The organism is Flavobacterium acetivorans, from assembly GCF_020911885.1.
Classification (GTDB): Bacteria; Bacteroidota; Bacteroidia; order Flavobacteriales; family Flavobacteriaceae; genus Flavobacterium; species Flavobacterium acetivorans.
This window is the reverse complement of sequence record NZ_CP087132.1, coordinates 203,405-223,463: the sequence shown is the minus strand read 5'-3', so window position 1 is coordinate 223,463 and position 20,059 is coordinate 203,405. Positions and strand designations below refer to the sequence as shown.

The window sequence follows — 20,059 nt, the reverse complement described above, 5'->3', positions numbered from 1 at the left end:
TTTAAGATTGAGGTTGGTTCGTTTTGTTTGTTAGTAATATCAAGTCGATTATTCTGGAAGAGTATCCTATTTCGTTATCATACCAGCCAACTACCTTTACCATTCTGTCAATAACCGAAGTCAATTGAGCGTCAAAAACACAGGAGTTTCTATTGCCTATTATATCTACTGAAACAATAGGATCCTCTGTGTAATCTAGAATCCCTTTAAGATTAGTTTGAGCAGCCAGTTTGAAAGCTTCATTTATTTCCTCAATGGTTACATCTCGCTTTACATTGAAGGTAATGTCAGTCAATGAACCATTGGGTACAGGAACTCGAATCCCACAACCGCCTATTTTTCCATCTAATTCAGGGAAAATTTTAGTCAATGCCTTGGCTGCACCAGTTGTGGTGGGAACGATAGATTGACTGGCTCCGCGGGCTCTGCGTAAATCTTTATGTGGCTGATCGTGTAAACTCTGATCGGTGGTGAACGAGTGTATGGTTGTTATGTAGGCTTGTTGAATGCCACAAAGTTCGTTTATAATTTTCATCATAGGCGCAGCATTGTTTGTTGTGCAACTGGCGTTTGACAGAATGGTTTCGGTTCCGTCAAGAATGTGTTCATTGACTCCTAAAACGACTGTTTTGATGGTGTCTACTTCTGAAGGAGCGGAAAGGATTACTTTTTTGGCACCCGAAAGAATATGAGCATTCAACTCTTCAAAAGTTTTGTGTTTGCCTGTAGATTCAATTACATAATCAATGTTTAGGCTTTTCCAATCCAAGTTTGAAATATTCTTTTCATGGAAAAAAAGATGTTGTTTACCATCGACAAGGATTCCTTTCTCATCAGCACTTATGGTGTAGGGTAAAACTCCGTGAATGCTGTCGTATTTCAATAGATGAGCCATTGTCTTTTTATCGGCAATGTCATTTATGGCTATGACTTCAATAGAGGGGTGGTTTAGGAGTAGTCGGAATAGATTTCGACCAATTCTTCCAAAACCATTTATGGCAATTCTTGTTTTCAATAGATTTTGTTTAAAGTTTAAAGTTTCAGGTTTAAAGATACTCAACTTGAAACTTTAAACTTGAAACGTTTTTTTAAAGAATATGCTTCTGTGCTTTGTATGAAGAACGCACTAATGGGCCACTTTCTACATGACGGAATCCTAATTCCAACCCATATTTTTCATATCGGGCAAATTGTTCAGGAGTTATGAATTCCTTAACGGGTAAATGCTTTTTACTAGGCTGTAAATATTGACCTATCGTAACCACATCTACATTAGCATAGCGTAAATCTCTCATGGTTTGGAATACTTCTTCCTCTTCTTCACCAAGACCCAACATGATTCCTGACTTGGTTCTATTGATTCCTTTTTCTTTAAGATAACGTAAGACTTCTAAGCTTCGGTCATATTTTGCCTGAATACGCACTTCACGGGTCAATCTGCGTACGGTTTCCATATTATGCGAAACCACTTCTGGATTTGCCTCTACAATGCGGTCAATATTTCTTTCGATTCCTTGAAAATCAGGAATCAAAGTTTCTAAGGTCGTATTGGGATTCATTCGTCGAATGGCTTTTACGGTTTCTATCCAAATAATAGAACCACCATCTTTTAAATCATCTCTATCTACACTTGTAATTACAGCATGTTTGATATTCATGATTTTAATAGAACGTGCCACTTTCTCCGGTTCGTCCCAGTCTACCGTTTCGGGTCTGCCGGTTTTTACCCCGCAAAAACCGCAAGAACGCGTACAGGTATTTCCTAAAATCATAAAAGTAGCCGTTCCCTCGCCCCAGCATTCTCCCATATTAGGACAGCTTCCTGAGGTACAAATGGTGTTCAGGCTATATTTATCTACTAAACCGCGTAGTTCAGTGTATTTTTGCCCTATCGGGAGTTTTACTTTTAACCATTTTGGTTTAACTACGTTCGATTCGGCTTTGCTTCGGGTTCCGGCAGCTAAAATATTTTCTGTAACAGTTTCCATAAATCAATTTTCAGACCGCAAAGATAAGAAATGTTGATTTAAAATTAGCTGTTTAGCTACCGAAGGTTCAGTAGAGAATTGTTTTAAAAAAAAGCAGTATTATGAGTACTGCTTTTTAAAAATGTGTCTTTCTAGGATTAATTCATTTGAACCGTAATAGGAAGGCTGTAGGCTGTTCGTACCGGTTTTGAATCGATTATTCCCGGAGTCCATTTGGTTTTTAAGGATTTTAAAACGCGAATAGCTTCTTTTTCCAGTCCATAACCAGGATTGTTTTTTACTTGAATGTCACTCATGCTGCCGTCTTTCTCTACAACAAAATAGACAAAGATGCGAATGTTTTTAGCTTCTTCTATTTCGGGACTTTCAAATTTTCGACTGATGTAAGCATAGAATTTGCTGATGCCGCCCGGGAATTCCGGTTGTTTGTCTAGAGTGTTGCTGGTTACAACATCATTGCCAGAATCCATGCCTTTTGAAGTTTCTGCTCCTGATCCTTGCGAATTTGTTGAGTTCACTCCTATGGTTGTAATACCGTCATTGTTTGCTACAGCATTATTTTCAATATTTTTTGCGATATCGGGTGTTGCTAAATCTGCTTTAACGATTGTAGGGTTTGTTAGTTGTTTTTTGTCGATGAGGGCTATTGCTTTTTGTTGAGAAGCTTTTGGTGGAATCGGGTTTTGCTTTTTTTTAATTATGTTAGGTGCAATATTGGTGATGTGGATGATTTGGTCTAATTCCGGAATTGTGACCGAATTGTCTTTCTCTACATTAAAATAGCTCAGAATCCTTGGAACACTCATTAATGAGGCACATAATAGTATGCCTATAAAAAGTGCAAACACAGACGTTCTGGTGCTTTCCTTGCGCAATTGATACGCCCCATATTCTTTGTTTTTGTTTTCGAAAACTAGATCAATCCAGTTGGTTTCGTAAAGATTTGGTTTTGACATGATATATGGATTTAATGGTTAGGTAAAGATTAAATCATAAGCAAGAATATTTTTATTTTGGAATATTAAAAATGCGAATTTTAGTATATAAATTTAGTATTTATTTTTAATATAATTTGTTTTATGTTTACTTATTTAACTTTTATTTGTTTAAATATTTTTATTTTATCATAAAATTTAAATTAATTTATAAATAAAAGCGCATTCAAGTTAATGAATGCGCTTTATTCTTTTGTTCAATTGAATTATTTAAAAGGCGTATTTGAATCCAATTTGTATTTGAAATGGGTTTCCAGAAAGAGTAGGAAGACCAGCATTGTTAACTCTGTAATTGTATTGTTGCTTGGTGCTGTCAAAGCCAGGAATTGCAGCTGTAGTTCCTGATGCCGGCGTGCCTAAAGCATATATGGATCTGTTTCCTAAAGATTTATTGACACCCCATTCTTTATTTAATAAATTGGCAAAATTGAATATATCTGCTGTAAACTCTAAATATTGTTTTTTGTATAAATTTACTTTTTTGCTAATTCTTACATCGACAAGTCCGTAGAATTCGTTTATCCCTCCATTTCTTTCGGCTAATTTACCAGAATATTTGTTGATGTAATTTTTTAAACTTTGGCTTGCTTGTGGATTGTCAAGTATTGTCTGGATTCCTGTTTTTATGTTTTGAGGAACATCTGGACTATTGATGTCAAAAATATAGGCTAAATCATTTGAAGAAGAAACAAAGTCTCCGTTTGTATTTCCGCCTGATAATAAACTGTAACGAGTACCTCCAATTCCAGAGTAACGAATTCCTACGCTAAACCCATAAAAAGTAGGCAATGTTCCGTATAGTACGACTTTATGGCGGAAATGATTGTCAGAGTAACTCATTTTGCTTAAGTCTCTTGGGTCATCTTTAACTGGTAATACTAATGTGGCTGTATTTGCTACATTTCCGTTATATGAGGTATTATCTTTGGTCTCATTCAAAGTATAACTCGCCGAAATTTCACCGTCTTTAAAGTAACGATACGAAGCATCAGCAACTAATGCAAATTGATTGACTTTGGCCTCACTGTTTAATTCTAAAACGCGTCCTAGTTTATCGCTGATGCGCCCTTGCATCCAGTCTCCAGCTCCATTTGCAGGGATGGAACTTGCAGGAACATATACTCCTCGATTTCCTTCATTGGCTAAGGTAAAGAACGGATTTTCGACCATATTTCGATCTACATACGTATAGTTGTTGCGTGCTAAAGTCGCATAAGCCGCAATTCCAGCTTTTAATTTGCCTGTAAAGAAGTGGGAATAAGATAAATTGGCTTTGTATACTACCGGTACTTTAGCGTCAGTACCTGTGAAATTAATTGTAGGCAATTGGAAAGCGTCTAAAGTTGGGATACTGGAGTAATTAGTACGATAGTCATTAAAATTAGGCATTGGTATATTTGGAGATCTTACATCTACTGTAGCTGTATGATTTCCGTCAAAATATAAATTGTTGATAACGGCATAATTATTCATGTCTGAAGCAAAAACACCTGCGCCAAAACGAATATAATCAGTACGGTTTTCATTTACATCCCAAGAGAATTGCATTCTTGGTTGAAAAATTGCCGACTTTAGTTTGTTGTCAGTACGTATTCCTAGTTCATCAAAAGCTAATTGATTGAATGTTGCTGTAGGGTATTTTGCATAATCAAATCGCAAACCTAAAGTTAGGTCTAGTCCTAAGGCTATTTTAGTTTGCAGCTGCCCATAAAGACCTGCATTGAATATGTTTGAAATGACTGTAGGGTCATCCACTAGAGGAACTTCTCTGTAATAACGATAGGGCGTTTGATTGTCAAAATTAGTTATACCGTTAAAATGAAAACGACCGTTTACTTCGCTACCGTATAAAGATTTTGAATTGGTATGCATTAAATCAAAACCAAAAGTATATTTTACTTTATCGGTATTATAATAAAGGTTGTTTACAATTTGGAAAACATTATTGGTGAATTTTTCTTGGGCAAATCGGTGGCCTCCAATTTGGATATTAGTAGTTTTTGTTGAGCCATTAATGTTTGAAGCAACATTTTCTACAATTGCTCTTGGGATATTGTATGAAGGCAATTGGTCTCCTGGATTACTGTCTTGGAAGGTATATAGATGTTGTACTTTTAGCTCATTAGTCACTCTTGAGTTTACTTTGGTTCGCAAAGAGGCTAAAATACTATTGTCAACATTCAAATCGTCTCCATAAGATTCGTATAAGTTGATCGAAGTATTATCTTGTAGTCCTAATTTATTATTGTCATAAGTAAAGTTGTTGCGTAAGGTCAGTAAATTATTGTCGTTAATTTGCCAGTCGATACGGGCAAAAGCGGCATCTGAATTGCGTTTTTTTCCAAAAGAACCATATTGACGGTCGTTGGAAACACCATATTTGTTTCGTGCAATGTTGACAAAATTGTCTAATGTTGTTTTTGTAATGTTGAAACGCTGTTCGTCTTCTGCAGATTGTACGTCGGCAATGATTAAGGGACGAGAATCTTGCTGATGATCCCAAGCGACAAAGAAATGTAATTTATCTTTAATGATTGGTCCACCAAGGGTAAAGCCATATTGGGTGGTTGTAAAGTCATCGGTGCGTTTATTTCCTCTAATGTCATAGGAACTAGATAGCCAGTCCGCTCTGTTATAGGCAAACATACTTCCACTTAGCTCATTTGTACCTGATTTAGTTACAGCGCTTACCGTTCCTCCTCCACTTCGACCATAAGAAACATCATATTGGTTCGTAACTACATTGAACTCTCTTACTGCTTCTATTGATATTGAGTAAGGTGCTCCGCTTCGGCTGGATGTGGCTCCGGCCGAGGTAGGGTTTTTGGCGTTCATTCCGTCAAGAGTGTAATTAGTAGAAGAAGCTAATTGGCCGGAGATATTTCCCCCTCGACTCAAAGGAGATAAATCTGTTAAACTGCTAAAATTTCTTCCATTTACAGGTAGAGCGTTGATTAGTTTAGAAGTAACGGCAGTTGCAGCTCCTAGATTTCCGGTTTTGTTTTTTAAACCTCGACCCACCACTTCAACTACTTCTAAGTTTTGAATGTCATCTTGCATCAAAATTTCGATATTTATTAAATCACCTTGATTTAAAGTATAGCCAGAGCGAAGCTGTTCTCCATAACCTAAGGCTTTAACACTTATCGTATAAGGTCCTCCTAAGGGTAGCTCTTTGAATGTAAAAACTCCTTTAAAGTTAGACAAGGAATTAGTTTTAAATCCTGTTGATTCATTCCGTACTTGAATCATTGCTTCTTTAACAGGTTCTAAATTATTGCCTAAAACGACACCCGAAATGGATGCTTCGGTAGTTTGGGCAAAATTTTTATTGCTGACAAATGCCGTCAGCGCAATCATAAATAAAAATAGCTTAAGGTGTTTCATGGATATTTTTTTTGTTTTTTTGTGCCGACAAAGGAATTGACTAATCCAGAAAAGACGGTTATTTTAATAATAACACTAGGATACTTTTGTGTTAAAGAAAAACTAAAAAAGCGACTCGGATGAGGCGTTTTCTTAAGGGATTGTTAACTAAAATACCGCTAAGAGTATCTGATTTATTTAGATAAAATAGTCTAAATTTAATCCTCTCTTAATCTTGAAATCTACTGGATGCGCTATTTTTACAGTGAAAATTTAAAATTATATTTATGAAAATCATTAAACCAGTATTGGCTTTATCCTTGGCCTTATTTTTTTCAAATTGTTCGTCAAATAAATTAGTGGTTTGTGGTCACAGAGGAGCTATGGGACATGCCACCGAAAATACATTGGCATCAATAGAAAAAGCAATCGAGTTGAAAGCAGATATGTTAGAAATTGATGTTTTTAAAATTAAAACCGGCGAAATGGTTGTTTTTCACGATGATGCTTTGGATAGAATTACAAATGCCAAAGGAAAAATAGAAGAGTATAGTTTTGAAGAATTGAGAAAAGTTTTGGTTGCAGGTCAACATCAAATTCCAACTTTGCAAGAAGTGATTGAAACTATAAACAGAAAAGTGGTGCTTAATATTGAGTTGAAAGGTGCTAATACTGCTACAGATACTTATAAAATAATAGAAGAATATAAGAGGAAAGGTTGGAAAAATAAAGATTTCTTTATTTCTAGTTTTCGAATAAGCGAATTGCAAAAAATGAGATCTTTAAGCAATGAAATCGCTATAGGATTGCTTACTTATAAAGATCCTATTGAGGACGTTATCAAAACAGGAAAAGAGCTTAAGGCACAGGCGATAAATCCTTATCATAAAACTTTGACTGCCGCAAATGTAGCTATAATGAAGGCGAATAATTTCAAAATTTATCCTTGGACAGCTAATGAACCAGCAGATATTAAAAATTTGAAGGAACTTAAAGTAAGTGGAATCATTACGGATTATCCAGAAAGAATTGTGAAATAATTTTCAGGTTTCAATTATAAAAAAAATGGTCTAATATTGATTTAGACCATTTTTTTATAAAGAATGTTATCGTCTATTGTGTATAATTTCTGCCAGCAGTTTTTTGGCACGAAGCAATTTGATTTTTACATTACTCAAGGGTTCGTCAATTTTGTTGGCGATTTCCTGATAGCTCATTTCCTGAAAATACCGCAATTGAATCACTTCCTGATAGTGCGGTTTTAATTCTTTAATATACTGCAATAATTGCGAAAGGTTTTGCTCTGTAATCAACTCGTCTTCTGCAGACGGAGTGGTATCAGCAATGTTATATGCTTTTTGATCTTCCTTGTCTGTAATTTCTACAAAAAGGCTTGACTTCTTTTTTCGTAATAAATCAATATGGACATTTTTGGCAATGCTGATTAGCCAAGTGTTGAATTGAAATTCAGGATTGTAAGTGCTGATTTTATCAAAGGCTTTTGAGAATGTTTCAATAGTGATATCCTCGGCAATAGTTTCGTTTTCAGTGCGTTTAAGCATGAAGCCATAAACTTCATTCCAATATAAATTTAATAGAAATGTAAAGGCGGTTTGATCACCTTCTTTTGCTTTTTCTATTTGAGTGTTTATTTCCAATTGACCGGTTTTGAGAATATATTTTTTATAAAGATATTGATTTGAATCAATATAAGCAGTAATTCTACTACAGGAAACCAATATTTTAAATCATTTTCTTTAAGTTTTCCGGCAGAAAATCCTATAACAATCCAAGCAAATAGATAACGGGTAGCAATTAAACTTAGTACTAATATCCATTGAAATTGAAAAGACAATAATAGAATGGGAAGTAATAGGAATAAGAATTGAGAGCAATAAAAAGTACCCAATTGGAATTGGTCAAACTTTTTATAGTGACTAGCCGTTGCTATATGTCTTCTTTTTTGCGTAAGCCAATCCTTGTATGTGGTTTTAGGTTTAGAATAGGTAAAACTTTCAGGAGTAAATGAAATAGTGGTGTTTTTTCCTCTGGCGGCCTCATTGATGAATAAATCATCATCTCCGGAACGCACCTGTATGTGATTTATAAAACCATTTACCTTGAAAAACTCTTCCTTTTTGTAAGCCATGTTTCTCCCTACTCCCATATACGGATGTCCTATTTTAGCCCAAGAAAAATATTGGATTGCGGTAAGTACTGTTTCAAAACGAATGAGTTTGTTTAGAAAAGAATTGGCAATTTTTTCATAGCCACCATAGCCTAGAACAATCGTTTTTTGCATCGTAAACTGGGAACTCATTGCTGTAATCCATTCTTTAGAAGTAGGGTAGCAATCGGCATCAGTAAATAGTAGGTACTCTTTTTTGGCCGCTTTTATACCCAGAGTTAACGCATATTTCTTGTTCCCCCAAAAAGCTTCGTTATTTTGAACTTTAACCAAGCGAATGTTGGAATATTGTTTTTCAAAAGCTTCAAAAATTTCCAAGGTATTATCACTCGAAGCATCGTCAATCAAAACTATTTCAAAATCAGGATAGTCTTGTTCAGCAAGTAACGGGATGAATTTTGCTACGTTTTCTTCTTCATTTTTGGCGCAGACAATAACAGAAATCGGAATTCTTTTGGGCGTTATTTTTTGTGCTTTCGCAAAAGCAAACTTCCCGAAAACACCTAAATAATAAGCGAGTTGAATGGCAACGATAGCAATAAAAAAGTAAAGAATCAGTATAAGCATTTGAGTTTTATGAGTTATTAAATCGGGTGCAAAGGTATGAATTGAATTATGTAATTATAAATTATAAATAGCGAATTTTAAAAGAATTTATCGGGGACATTTTTTCATCTCATTTGCAACGGCAATGGACTGATTTTTCTGGGTTTTTTCTAATTCTGAAATAATGTTTTGGTAGTTTTTACTGTCACGGTTTTGGGACATTTTTTTGGTGGCTTGAATGGCTGTTATTTCAATTTCAAAGGCGACTATTCCACAAGCTTGCTTCATGGTTTCTTCCGATAGATCTTCTATTCTAACTGGCTTTTCAGAATTTTGTTCGTACTTGTTTACCAGTTTTTTTAAAGATTCTATTACCGCTTTGCCTTCAATTATTTTGATTTTTCCATAAACATGTACGGCAATGTAATTCCAGGTGGGAACATTCTCGTGATCGTACCAAGAGGATGAAATATAGCTATGTGGCCCTGAAAAAACAGCCAAAACTTCGTCATTATCTGCAAAACCTTTCCATTGCGGATTTTCCTTTGAAATGTGGCCTTGCAAAACCGTCTTTCCTTCGGTATTAGTATCTAATTCTAAAGGGATATGGGTGGCCCATAATTTGCCTTCCGTCTGGTTGATAAGGATTCCAAAGCTGTTTTCTTTTAAAAAAACATTTATCTCTTCTTGATTTTCGTTTTTGTAAATATCAGGAGTGTACATGGAATTTTAGATTTAGGATTAACGATTTTAGAATTTAAATTTCTGGTGTCGAACTTTTAACTTTTGATTTCTCAACTTAAATGATATTCACTTCTGCCTCGATATGGATTCCAAAAGTGTCGAAAACAGTTTTTTGGATATCCTTTGAAACGTTCAGGATTTCTTGTCCTGTAGCCTGCCCATAATTCACCAGAACCAAGGCTTGGTTTTTATGAATTCCGGCGTCTCCAAAACGTTTTCCCTTAAATCCAGCCTGTTCAATCAGCCATCCCGCAGGAACTTTTACCTCGGTTTCAGAAACTTCATAATATTTCATTTCAGGAAATTGCTGATGAATTTTTTCGAAATCCGTTTTCAGTAGAATTGGATTTTTAAAGAAACTACCGCTGTTTCCAAGTTCTTTGGGATCGGGTAATTTACTTTGTCGAATAGCAATTACGGCATTGCTGACGTCTTTTAAGCTAGGTTCAGAAATTTTATTTTTTTCTAATTCGGCCAATATATCCCCATAAGAGGTATTGATTTGATGGTTGCGTTTTGTTAATTTAAAAACGACCGATGTGATAACGTATTGGTCTTTCGCTTCATTTTTAAAAATACTTTCTCGGTATCCAAAACGACAATCTTCTTTTGTGAATTTTGTAGATGCTAAATTTTCAATTGCAATGGCATTGCAGGAGTCAAAAGTATCTTTGATTTCAGTGCCATAAGCGCCAATGTTTTGTACGGGCGTTGTGCCTACGTTGCCGGGAATAAGCGACATGTTTTCCAGTCCGCCAAAATTTTGATCAATAGTCCAGAGTACAAATTCATGCCAATTTTCGCCTGCTTGACTTTCAACCCATACATGATCATCATTTTCGGAGATGATTTTTTTTCCTTTCAAATCAATATGAATTACCAGAGCGTCAACGTCTTTGGTTAAAAGCATGTTGCTTCCGCCGCCAAGGATAAATTTTTTGTCGGTTTTGTTTTGTTCTAAAACAGCGGTCAATTGAGCGATGGTATGGACGGCAATAAAACGTTTTGCTTTGGCTTCGATGCCAAAAGTATTGTAGTTTTTTAAAGAAAAATCATTTTGTATTTCCATAAAAGAAAGTGCTTTTTTTAAATTGAATTTGCGATTCAAAAGTAAGGATTAAAATTTACTCAGAATCATTTTTCAATTAGATAAACTTTATAAAACAGTAATAGTTTAGTGAAGTTTGTTGCTTTTTTATTTAGGTAAAGCGCAATTAATTTTGAGCTGCCTCAATTAATTCGTGATATTTGTCAGAAATGATTTTCATATTGGTTTTGTAATCAGCATTTTCTTCGATAAATTTCCGATTGTCTGAAACAGCTTTGTTTCGGTGTGTACCATTTTCAAAAGCCCAAATGAGTTCTTTTGCGAGCATTTCGACGTCGTCAACAGGGATTAAGAGACCGTTTTCTCGATGGTTGATCCAGCTTTGGTTTCCGGGAATATCAGTTGTTATGGGATAGCAACCGCAAGCCATCGCTTCAAATAAGGAGGCCGAAACGCCCTCGGTTATGGGCATGCTGATGTAAATATTTGATTGTTGTAATAATTTTGGAAGTTCAGTATTCGGGATTTTTCCTGTGAAAATTACTTTTTTTTTAATTTGTAACTCTTTGGTTAGATCTTTTAAGAATTGCAATCGTGTTCCGTCGCCGACAATCGTTAACGAAAAATCGATTCCTCTTTGGTGCAAAAGTGCAAATGCGTGCAGAATGATGTCATGACGGTATTCTGGCAATAAAGAACGGCTCACAATGGCACAAATTTTTTCGGGATTTGCCTTGTTTTTGTTTTCGAATTTTTTCAAGTCAATTCCCTTTGGTAAAACCAAAACCTTATTCATATCCACGCCGGCTTTAACCATGGAAATTGTCATTACGGGTCCCCAAGCATGAATTAGAGTTGCTTTTTTAAAGGCGTAATTTTGGATGATTTTTTTTAAAGGCAGCAGCATTGAATTCTCGGGCCATAAGTCGGTTCGTCCCTGTTGGGCTATAGCGATTGGTTTTATACCGGATATTACGGCAAGGAAGCCGTAGCTTGTGGTTCTCTCGGCAATTACCATGTCAGGCTGTTGCTGACGGATTAGTTTTTTGATTTTAAAATACGCTAATTTGAATTCTAAAACTCGAATAATCCGATTGTAAACGCTGTTATTGGGCGTTTTTAGTTCCCAACTGATAATCTCAAAATGACCAAATTCCTTTAGGCCATTCATCCAATTGATGGCGTCAGCTCTGTAGGACTCTCCAAGAAAAAGTATTTTCCTTTTGGTCATTGAAGTAGATTTAAAGTTTGTCAGCAGTTAAGGCTCTGTTGATGAAGTCGTTTAACGGTTTCAAGAGAATCAGTTTTTTACTCATTTTAGAAACAAAATCTTTTTGACTCACTTCAGAAATGTCAAATTTTTGTATGGTTTCAAAACTTTTAAGTTTTAATAGTTCAATAGCAGGATGCTCTTTTTCGTAACCTCTCGGCGGGTTTTTAAGTACGCTTTTTTCATTTCTGCTAAAATCGCCAAACTCTCTTTTAAAATTCGGGTCGTTTAAAATAGCTTCTAAATCGTCGTGAAAAAAAGCAATTTCTTTGCGCACTTTTTTTAAATCCTCTGCTTCTGGTGCATAAAATCCTCCGGCAATGAAACTGGCTCCTTTTTCGATATGAACATAATAACCGGAGCGATTTTTTCCTTTTGCTCCCGAAGATAGCCAGACACCTAAATGGGCTTTGTATGGTGACTTGTCTTTAGAAAACCGAATGTCCCGATTGATTCTGAAGACGCAGTTTTTTACTTCGAGCATTTCTAATGAAGGGTCCAAAGGTTTCATGACGTCAAGAAAATCAGCCACCATTTGGTGATAATCTTTCTTGAAAGTTTCGTATCTTTTTTTATTTTCTAAAAACCAATCCCGGTTATTGTTGGCTTTTAAATCTTCGAGAAATTGTAGACTGTTTTTTGATAGCATTGCAGGACTATTACAATTGTTTTTTTAAGTCTTCTTCATTGATAAAACCGGAGTGTTTCCATTTCAGTTCTTTATTTTCGTATAATAATAAAGTAGGGAGTTGGTCAATTTTCATTTCGGTCATCAAAGTTTTGTTCTTATCGGCATCCAAGCGGATAATGGTTACTTTGTCACTCAATTCCGTCTGCATTTTGGTAAGGTAAGGTGTCATCTTTTTACAAGGAGCGCACCATTCAGCATAAAAACTAATCAATACTTTTTTATCGGTATTTAATAATGCTTTGTATTCTTGGCTTGACATTCCAATGACTTTATCGGTAGGTTTGCTTAGTCCTGCAGAGTCCCATTTTAAGAAGCCTCCGTTAAGTTCATAGATGTTCTTGAAGCCTAATTCTTGTAGTTTTTCGGCTGCTTTTTTACTTCGACCGCCACTTTTACAATAGACAAAAACGGGTTTTGTTTTGTCAAATTTTGCTGCATCAACAACAAAGCTATCGCCCAGCCAGTCTACATTTGTTGCGTTGTCGATATGTCCAGAGGTGAATTCTTCTGGAGTACGAACGTCTAGGATTTGTGGTGCTTTTGTTGTGTTTATTTTGTCGGCAAAATCTTTGGCTTCTATAGTTTTTATGTTAGTTGATGTTTGTCCATTGCAGGATACAATCACAAATGACAGTAATAAGAAAAAAATGGAATTGAATTTCATTGAAAATAGATTTGAAATGTGGAAAGGCTAAATTAATTAAATTATCATTATTTGAGGTTTTTAAACCGTTAAATTACAAATTGAAAATTTTGTAAGATTGGAGCGTAGATTTAACAATTGATTCCGTACGTTCCGGATGCGTATCAGAGATAAAAAGCTGGCCAAAAGTATCGCTGTTTACCATTTCGATTATTTTTGCTACGCGATGCTCGTCGAGTTTATCAAAGATGTCATCAAATAAAAGAAGAGGTTTTACACCGCTTTGTTTTTTTAGGAATTCAAACTGCGCTAGTTTTAAGGCAATCAAAAATGATTTTTGCTGACCTTGAGAACCAAATTTCTTGATAGGGTGTCCGTCAATTTCAAAAGACAAATCATCTTTGTGTGTGCCAACACTGGTGTAGTGCAAAGCTCGGTCCTTGTTGATGTTTTCCTGTAATAAAAGCAATAGGTCGTTTTCGAACAAATGACTTTCATAGACGAGTTGAACCGTTTCTTGCGAATCTGTTATGGCATGATGATGGTGGTTGAAAATTGGAATAAATGCTTCGATGAATTCTTTTCTTTTTTCGAAAATATATTTTCCAAAACCATCCAGCTGCTCGTTGTAAATAGAAAGGGTGTCATTGTCAAAAACATGGTTCAATGCAAAATATTTCAATAAGGCATTGCGCTGGCTCATTACTTTTTGGTACTGAATAAGCTGTTGCAGGTAATGGGAATCCAATTGTGAAATGACACTGTCCATAAATTTCCGGCGGGTCTCACTGCCTTCAACGATTAAATCTCTGTCGGCAGGCGAAATAATCACCAGGGGAATAAAGCCAATGTGGTCCGAGAATTTATCGTAGTTCTTGCCGTTTCTTTTTAATACTTTTTTTTGTCCTTTTTTTAGGCTGCAAACAATTTGTTCGGTTCTTTCGTTTTTTATAAATTCAGCATCAATAACAAAAAAATCTTCGCCATGCTTGATGTTTTGAGCTGCTATTGGGTTAAAATAACTTTTGCCGTATGATAAATGGTATATGGCGTCCAGTACATTGGTTTTGCCAATGCCGTTTTTGCCCACGAAGCAAACTATCTTGTTGTCGAACTCGAAACTTGCTTCCGAAAAATTCTTATAATTGAATAAAGTAATCTTTTTTAAATACATCTGTAAGTCTTACTGGTACTGAGAAGTTTGCTGTTTTTTGAACCGTTTTTTAAGAGGGTGCAAATTATTGAAAAATATCGATATATAAGGCTTTTAGCGTTTTTCTTTAGGTGTTAATTTGACTAAGTGAGAAAGTACTTTCGTTAAAATACATTAAAAGTAAATTTATAGTCGTTTTTTTTGTGTGAGTTTGAATAAAAATTTTATTTTTGCGACTCACTAAATTAAAATTAAATGGCTACTTACAATAAAAGAGGGTATAAAGCACCGAAAGAGAAGGAAGTTAAAGATACAGTTGAAGAAATAATAGTTGATGAAAAAGACAGTACAACTGCTGGAGTTTTTTCAGCATTGGATCAAACTGCATCAAAAACCGAAGACTGGGTTGCTAAAAACCAGAAAATTATTTTTGGAGTAGTAGGTGCGGTTGCATTGTTTACGGTAGGCTATTTGGTTTACCAAAAATTTATCGCTGAGCCAAAACAAATGGAAGCGGCTAATGAAATGTTTGTAGCGCAACAAAATTTTCAACAAGCTACTGAAGGTATAGCCAGTGATTCATTGTATAAATTGTCATTGAACGGATCTGAAGGTAAGTTTGGATTTATTAAAATTGCAGATGAATATTCAGGAACTGACGCAGGAAATTTAGCGAACTATTATGCAGGTTTAGCTTACCTAAATACAGGTAAATATGCTGAAGCAATCGATTATTTAGGGAAATTTAAATCAGATGATATTGTTTTGGGAGCTTTGGCTAAAGGAGCAATTGGAGATGCTTATTCTCAAAAAAATCAACAAAAAGAAGCTTTAGAGTATTATATCAAAGCGGCAGAGGTGAATAAAAATGATTTTACAACACCACGTTTCTTGTTGAAAGCTGGAAAAACGGCTTTAGCATTAGGAAATAAAGAAGAGGCTTTGAAATTTTTCACAGATATCAAAGACAATTACGATACTACTCCTGAAGCTGCTTCAGTTGATGTCTTGATCGGATTGGCACAATAGAAAAAAATGATTTGAGATTACTGATTTAAGATTCAGGATTTTTGGTTTCAAAAATCTATCTTTAACATCTGAAATCATAAAGTGTAAAATCAAAAATCAACAATCAAATGGCTACTGAAAATAAAAACTTATCCGAATACGATAAAAACTCAATCCCAAATGCGAAAGATTTTCGCTTTGGGATTGTTGTTTCTGAATGGAATGAATCCATAACCGAAGGACTTTACAATGGTGCTTTTGAAGCGTTATTAGAGAATCAGGTTCCGCCACAGCAGATCATTCGCTGGAATGTTCCTGGAAGTTTTGAGCTTATTTATGGCGCCAAGAAAATGTTGCAAACTCAAAAGGTAGATGCTGTGATTGTCATTGGATGTGTTATTCAAGGACAAACCAAGCATTTTGATTTTGTATGTGAAGGCGTTACCCAAGGAATTAAAGATTTGAATGTTCAAACCGATATTCCTGTGATTTTTTGTGTATTGACCGATAATAACATGCAGCAGTCTATTGATAGAAGTGGAGGAATTCACGGAAATAAAGGGACTGAAGCCGCTATTGCTGCTATAAAAATGGCTTATATTCGTCAACAGGCATCAATGAGTCATCATATCGATAATCAACACTTATTGTCAAGTGGTGCTTTGCAAATTGAAGAAGGTTCGCCTTTAGAACTTAAGGAATAAAAAGAGTACATCATAAATTATGAAGCCTATGCTATTCTTTAAATAGTGTAGGTTTTTTTGTTTTATTTATGATTCGCTAAACGGTAAAACCCAATAGAAAATCATTAAATTTGTACACCGTTGGTTTTTTAAATTAAACTTAAACCTTTAAATAAAATATATTTTTAATGTCGAGTATCATTCAATTACTTCCTGATCATGTCGCCAATCAAATTGCTGCTGGAGAAGTCGTACAAAGACCTGCTTCCGTTGTCAAAGAATTACTTGAAAATGCGGTTGATGCTAAGGCAACGGATATTAAATTGATTATAAAAGATGCCGGAAAGGCATTGGTACAGGTTATTGATAATGGTTTAGGGATGAGTGTTACTGATGCTCGTTTGTGTTTTGAGCGCCATGCCACTTCTAAAATTAGACTTGCTGAGGATTTATTTTCTTTGGATACTAAAGGTTTTCGTGGAGAAGCATTGGCTTCAATCGCCGCGATTGCACATGTGGAAATGAAAACCAAACAGGATCAGGAAGAGTTTGGTACACAAATTATCATCGAAGGAAGCAAGTTTGTTTCTCAGGAAGTAGCCGTTTTGCCCAAAGGGACTTCATTTGCGGTCAAAAATCTATTTTTTAACATTCCGGCAAGACGCAATTTTTTGAAGTCGGATGCGGTGGAATACCGTCATATTATTGATGAGTTTCAACGTGTGGCTTTGGCACATGCCAATATTCATTTTACTTTTTATCATAACGGAAGCGAAATGTATAATTTGCCCGCTTCTAGTTTGAGACAGCGAATAGTCAATATTTTTTCGGGTAAAATGAACGAAAAGCTGGTTCCTGTTCAAGAAGAAACGGATATTATTACGATTCAGGGTTTTGTAAGTAAAGCCGAATTTGCCAAAAAAAGTCGCGGAGAGCAGTTTTTCTTTGTCAATGATCGATTTATCAAAAGTGGTTATTTGCATCATGCCGTTATGGCTGCTTATGACGGAATTTTGAAAGATGGTGCGCAACCAAGTTATTTTTTATATTTGACCGTGCCGCCAAACACGATTGATATCAACATACATCCTACGAAAACAGAGATAAAGTTTGATGATGAACATGCTTTATATGCTATTTTAAGAGCTTCTATCAAGCATAGTTTGGGTCAGTTTAATGTGGCTCCGGTTTTAGACTTTGATAGGGATTCAAATTTAGATACGCCTTATCATTATAAAGATTTAGAGGGAGAAACGCCTACAATTCAGGTTGATCGCAGTTTTAATCCTTTTTCGGACGACAAAGTAAATAAGCATTATGCATCAGGATCAGGTTATAAAAAACCGGAACCTACGGCCAACTGGGAAAGTTTGTATGTGGGACTGAAACAGGAGCCTGAATTTACAACGACTAATCCTGATTTTTCGTTTGAAAGCGAAGAGGTGACAGGTTCTTTATTTAACGAAGAAGAAGTGGAGCAGACCGTTAATAGCGCTTATCAAATCCATAAAAAATACATCGTTTCCCCTATAAAATCTGGAATGGTTATCGTGGATCAGCAACGCGCCCATCAGCGGGTTTTGTACGAGCAATTTTTGACTAACATGACGGTTCATCAAGCCTCGAGCCAGCAATTATTGTTTCCTTTGGATTTGTTTTTTTCGTCAATCGAAATGGAATTGATTGAAGAATTAAAGCTTTCGCTAATTAATACCGGTTTTGTTTTTGAAGAAACAGATTCGGATCATGTTGTTATTTCGGGAATTCCTGTAAATGTTACGGAAAGCGAAGTTTCGATGGTTTTAGAACAGTTATTGAGCGATTTGCAGGACGGAATTCCGGATAGCAGTTTTAGTCAAAATGATACTATTGCTAAATCGATGGCCAAAAGTTTAGCTGTAAAAACAGGAACCTCTTTGACAGTAAAAGAACAAGAAAACTTAGTGAATGGGCTTTTTGCTTGTAAAGATCCTAATGTTTCCCCTTTTCAGAAACCAACTTTCATCACCATGCGTGTGGAAGATATAGATAAAAAATTTGCACTATGAGAAATGTAACCGAAACGGTAAAACAATTAATTATTATTAATATTCTTTTTTTTGTAGGAACTTTAATGGTAGGTGATCCAGCCTATAAAATCTTAGCGATGTTTTTCCCCGAAAACAGAGATTTCCAGTTCTGGCAGCCCATAACTCATATGTTTATGCATGGCGGTTTTATGCATATTTTTTTTAATATGTTTGCCTTATATTCTTTTGGCTCAGCTTTAGAGCATTTTTGGGGAAGCAAGAAATTCTTGTTTTTTTATATTTCTTGTGGTTTAGGGGCTGCTTTACTGCATACGGGGATTAATTATTATTATTTTAATGATGCTGTAAATACGCTTGTTGCCCATGGGTTTTCGAAGACCGAGATTTTGCAAATTTTGAATGAAGGGAAAATAAACACCCAATGGCAAGAGTTGTTGACTGTTTCTGAATTTCAAAATTTCACTAGCGCTTTTATGGGAACCATGGTAGGGGCTTCTGGAGCTATTTATGGAATTATTGTGGCCTTTGCTTTTATGTTTCCTAATGCCGAATTGGCTTTGATGTTTATTCCTGTGCCAATTAAAGCCAAGTATTTTGTACCTGGTTTGGTTTTAGTAGATTTGTATTTGGGAGTTTCGGGGCAATCTATTTTTGGAAGTGGAACCGGAATTGCTCATTTTGCCCATGTGGGTGGTGCTTTGTTTGGCTTTCTTATGATGTGGTATTGGAAGAAAACACAGTTTAATAATAACAGATGGAATTAAAATAGGTCGCATAGTGAATTAATTAGATGATAAACCAATTTAGAAAATGAATATAGTAGACGACTTAAAATTGCAATACAAGCTGGGAGGCATAGCGCATAAGCTTATCTATTGGAATGTGGCCTTTTTTTTGATTTCGTTGGTTTTTTTCTATCAATTTAAAAATGGTGCGTTTAATTTTCCCAGTTGGATTGCGCTGTCATCTGAACCTTCTGGTTTTGTCTTAAATCCTTGGACTTTTCTTAGCTATGCTTTTTTTCATAGCGGTTTTATGCATCTGTTGTTTAATATGATTATTTTGAACTTCGCCAGTTCGTTTTTTTTAACCTTTTTTACTCAAAAGCAATTTCTTGGATTGTATGTTTTAAGTGCCATATTTGCAGGGATTTGTTTTGTGGCGGGTTATTATATTTTGAATTTAAGTGCTTCTATTGTGGGAGCTTCGGCAGCAATTATGGGGATTTTAGTGGCAGTTACCACGTATCAGCCTTTAATGAACGTGCGGTTGTTGCTGATAGGAAATGTCAAGTTGTGGCATATTACGGCAGTAATTCTTATTCTGGACTTAATGCAGTTTAGATTGGATAATACCGGCGGTCATATCTCTCATTTGGCAGGTGCTTTTTTTGGTTTTTTATACATTAAATTACTGCAAAATGGGACCGATATGAGCAAAGTGGTAACGGCGGTTATTGATTTTTTTACTAATTTATTTAAGAAGTCTGCTAAGACGCCTTTTAAGAAAGTACATAAAAATTATACTGGCAGACCCATAGAAAAACCGGTTTCTAAAATCATCACCAAAGATAAGCAGCAACAACAGATTGATGAAATTTTAGACAAAATCAGTCAATCCGGTTATGATAGTTTGACAAAAGAAGAAAAAGAGTTTTTATTCAAAGTTGGAAAGTAAGCTTTTTAAGATTGTTGACTGAAATAATA

Annotated in this window: 18 protein-coding genes; 6 read left to right on the top strand and 12 right to left on the bottom strand. The window is 35.4% G+C overall.

The features are described from left to right. Position 1 precedes the first annotated feature (1 nt). The 4 genes from gap to LNP19_RS00915 all read right to left on the bottom strand — a co-directional run bounded on the left by gap (position 2) and on the right by LNP19_RS00915 (position 6,370). Entirely contained in the window at positions 2-1,015 is a 1,014-nt protein-coding gene (gene gap / locus LNP19_RS00930; RefSeq protein WP_230062946.1) for a type I glyceraldehyde-3-phosphate dehydrogenase, read from the bottom strand. Between the two features lie 73 nt (positions 1,016-1,088). Next, positions 1,089-1,988 carry a lipoyl synthase gene (lipA, locus tag LNP19_RS00925; protein WP_230062945.1) on the bottom strand — a complete coding sequence of 300 codons (900 nt, stop codon included), beginning with the start codon at positions 1,986-1,988 and terminating at the stop codon, positions 1,089-1,091. A gap of 137 nt (positions 1,989-2,125) precedes the next feature. Next, the gene (locus LNP19_RS00920; protein ID WP_230062944.1) at positions 2,126-2,944 is read right to left on the bottom strand and encodes an energy transducer TonB; all 819 of its coding nucleotides are present in this window, start codon (positions 2,942-2,944) and stop codon (positions 2,126-2,128) included. A gap of 249 nt (positions 2,945-3,193) precedes the next feature. After that, positions 3,194-6,370, bottom strand: a complete 3,177-nt coding sequence (locus LNP19_RS00915) for a TonB-dependent receptor (protein WP_230062943.1) — start codon at positions 6,368-6,370, stop codon at positions 3,194-3,196. Positions 6,371-6,636: 266 nt separating this feature from the next. On the opposite strand from LNP19_RS00915, the gene LNP19_RS00910 reads away from it, so the two are divergent. Beyond that, a complete protein-coding gene (locus LNP19_RS00910; protein WP_230062942.1) occupies positions 6,637-7,389 on the top strand; it encodes a glycerophosphodiester phosphodiesterase in 753 nt (250 codons plus the stop codon). Positions 7,390-7,455: 66 nt separating this feature from the next. Here LNP19_RS00910 and LNP19_RS00905 read toward each other — a convergent pair whose 3' ends face one another. The 8 genes from LNP19_RS00905 to recF all read right to left on the bottom strand — a co-directional run bounded on the left by LNP19_RS00905 (position 7,456) and on the right by recF (position 14,653). Next, the gene (locus tag LNP19_RS00905; RefSeq protein ID WP_230062941.1) at positions 7,456-8,007 is read right to left on the bottom strand and encodes an RNA polymerase sigma factor; all 552 of its coding nucleotides are present in this window, start codon (positions 8,005-8,007) and stop codon (positions 7,456-7,458) included. Continuing rightward, positions 7,998-9,104: a glycosyltransferase gene (locus tag LNP19_RS00900; RefSeq protein WP_230062940.1), complete on the bottom strand. Its 1,107-nt coding sequence runs from the start codon at positions 9,102-9,104 to the stop codon at positions 7,998-8,000. Before LNP19_RS00900 ends, LNP19_RS00905 begins: the two co-directional genes overlap by 10 nt. Before the next feature lie 87 nt (positions 9,105-9,191). Then, a complete protein-coding gene (locus LNP19_RS00895; RefSeq protein ID WP_230062939.1) occupies positions 9,192-9,806 on the bottom strand; it encodes an FMN-binding negative transcriptional regulator in 615 nt (204 codons plus the stop codon). A gap of 76 nt (positions 9,807-9,882) precedes the next feature. Next, on the bottom strand, positions 9,883-10,896 hold the full coding sequence (gene murB / locus LNP19_RS00890) for a UDP-N-acetylmuramate dehydrogenase (RefSeq protein WP_230062938.1): 1,014 nt from the start codon (positions 10,894-10,896) through the stop codon (positions 9,883-9,885). Between the two features lie 145 nt (positions 10,897-11,041). Next, on the bottom strand, positions 11,042-12,106 hold the full coding sequence (locus LNP19_RS00885) for a glycosyltransferase (protein WP_230062937.1): 1,065 nt from the start codon (positions 12,104-12,106) through the stop codon (positions 11,042-11,044). 10 nt (positions 12,107-12,116) lie between these two features. Further along, complete coding sequence (locus LNP19_RS00880; protein WP_230062936.1) at positions 12,117-12,794, bottom strand: DUF2461 domain-containing protein; 678 nt, start codon at positions 12,792-12,794, stop codon at positions 12,117-12,119. Between the two features lie 10 nt (positions 12,795-12,804). Then, the gene (locus LNP19_RS00875) at positions 12,805-13,500 is read right to left on the bottom strand and encodes a thioredoxin domain-containing protein (RefSeq protein ID WP_230062935.1); all 696 of its coding nucleotides are present in this window, start codon (positions 13,498-13,500) and stop codon (positions 12,805-12,807) included. Positions 13,501-13,573: 73 nt separating this feature from the next. Beyond that, entirely contained in the window at positions 13,574-14,653 is a 1,080-nt protein-coding gene (recF, locus tag LNP19_RS00870; RefSeq protein WP_230062934.1) for a DNA replication/repair protein RecF, read from the bottom strand. 234 nt (positions 14,654-14,887) lie between these two features. On the opposite strand from recF, the gene LNP19_RS00865 reads away from it, so the two are divergent. The 5 genes from LNP19_RS00865 (at position 14,888) to LNP19_RS00845 (ending at position 20,030) form a co-directional block, all read left to right on the top strand. Continuing rightward, the gene (locus LNP19_RS00865; RefSeq protein WP_230062933.1) at positions 14,888-15,661 is read left to right on the top strand and encodes a tetratricopeptide repeat protein; all 774 of its coding nucleotides are present in this window, start codon (positions 14,888-14,890) and stop codon (positions 15,659-15,661) included. A 107-nt stretch (positions 15,662-15,768) separates the two neighbouring features. Then, a complete protein-coding gene (ribH, locus tag LNP19_RS00860) occupies positions 15,769-16,344 on the top strand; it encodes a 6,7-dimethyl-8-ribityllumazine synthase (RefSeq protein ID WP_230062932.1) in 576 nt (191 codons plus the stop codon). 167 nt (positions 16,345-16,511) lie between these two features. Further along, complete coding sequence (gene mutL / locus LNP19_RS00855; protein WP_230062931.1) at positions 16,512-18,371, top strand: DNA mismatch repair endonuclease MutL; 1,860 nt, start codon at positions 16,512-16,514, stop codon at positions 18,369-18,371. After that, the gene (locus LNP19_RS00850; protein ID WP_230062930.1) at positions 18,368-19,117 is read left to right on the top strand and encodes a rhomboid family intramembrane serine protease; all 750 of its coding nucleotides are present in this window, start codon (positions 18,368-18,370) and stop codon (positions 19,115-19,117) included. The genes mutL and LNP19_RS00850 overlap by 4 nt, the downstream gene beginning before the upstream one ends. A 46-nt stretch (positions 19,118-19,163) precedes the next feature. Then, positions 19,164-20,030: a rhomboid family intramembrane serine protease gene (locus LNP19_RS00845; protein WP_230062929.1), complete on the top strand. Its 867-nt coding sequence runs from the start codon at positions 19,164-19,166 to the stop codon at positions 20,028-20,030. Positions 20,031-20,059: the final 29 nt, after the last annotated feature.

Bases quoted from the DNA above. Each gene is read 5' to 3' on its own strand.
- ribH (WP_230062932.1), top strand. From the start codon at position 15,769: ATGGCTACTGAAAATAAAAACTTATCCGAATACGATAAAAACTCAATC.
- lipA (WP_230062945.1), bottom strand. From the start codon at position 1,988: ATGGAAACTGTTACAGAAAATATTTTAGCTGCCGGAACCCGAAGCAAA.
- LNP19_RS00885 (WP_230062937.1), bottom strand. From the start codon at position 12,106: ATGACCAAAAGGAAAATACTTTTTCTTGGAGAGTCCTACAGAGCTGAC.
- LNP19_RS00900 (WP_230062940.1), bottom strand. From the start codon at position 9,104: ATGCTTATACTGATTCTTTACTTTTTTATTGCTATCGTTGCCATTCAA.
- murB (WP_230062938.1), bottom strand. From the start codon at position 10,896: ATGGAAATACAAAATGATTTTTCTTTAAAAAACTACAATACTTTTGGC.
- LNP19_RS00880 (WP_230062936.1), bottom strand. From the start codon at position 12,794: ATGCTATCAAAAAACAGTCTACAATTTCTCGAAGATTTAAAAGCCAAC.
- LNP19_RS00845 (WP_230062929.1), top strand. From the start codon at position 19,164: ATGAATATAGTAGACGACTTAAAATTGCAATACAAGCTGGGAGGCATA.
- LNP19_RS00850 (WP_230062930.1), top strand. From the start codon at position 18,368: ATGAGAAATGTAACCGAAACGGTAAAACAATTAATTATTATTAATATT.
- LNP19_RS00915 (WP_230062943.1), bottom strand. From the start codon at position 6,370: ATGAAACACCTTAAGCTATTTTTATTTATGATTGCGCTGACGGCATTT.
- LNP19_RS00865 (WP_230062933.1), top strand. From the start codon at position 14,888: ATGGCTACTTACAATAAAAGAGGGTATAAAGCACCGAAAGAGAAGGAA.
- mutL (WP_230062931.1), top strand. From the start codon at position 16,512: ATGTCGAGTATCATTCAATTACTTCCTGATCATGTCGCCAATCAAATT.
- LNP19_RS00895 (WP_230062939.1), bottom strand. From the start codon at position 9,806: ATGTACACTCCTGATATTTACAAAAACGAAAATCAAGAAGAGATAAAT.
- LNP19_RS00920 (WP_230062944.1), bottom strand. From the start codon at position 2,944: ATGTCAAAACCAAATCTTTACGAAACCAACTGGATTGATCTAGTTTTC.
- LNP19_RS00910 (WP_230062942.1), top strand. From the start codon at position 6,637: ATGAAAATCATTAAACCAGTATTGGCTTTATCCTTGGCCTTATTTTTT.
- LNP19_RS00875 (WP_230062935.1), bottom strand. From the start codon at position 13,500: ATGAAATTCAATTCCATTTTTTTCTTATTACTGTCATTTGTGATTGTA.
- recF (WP_230062934.1), bottom strand. From the start codon at position 14,653: ATGTATTTAAAAAAGATTACTTTATTCAATTATAAGAATTTTTCGGAA.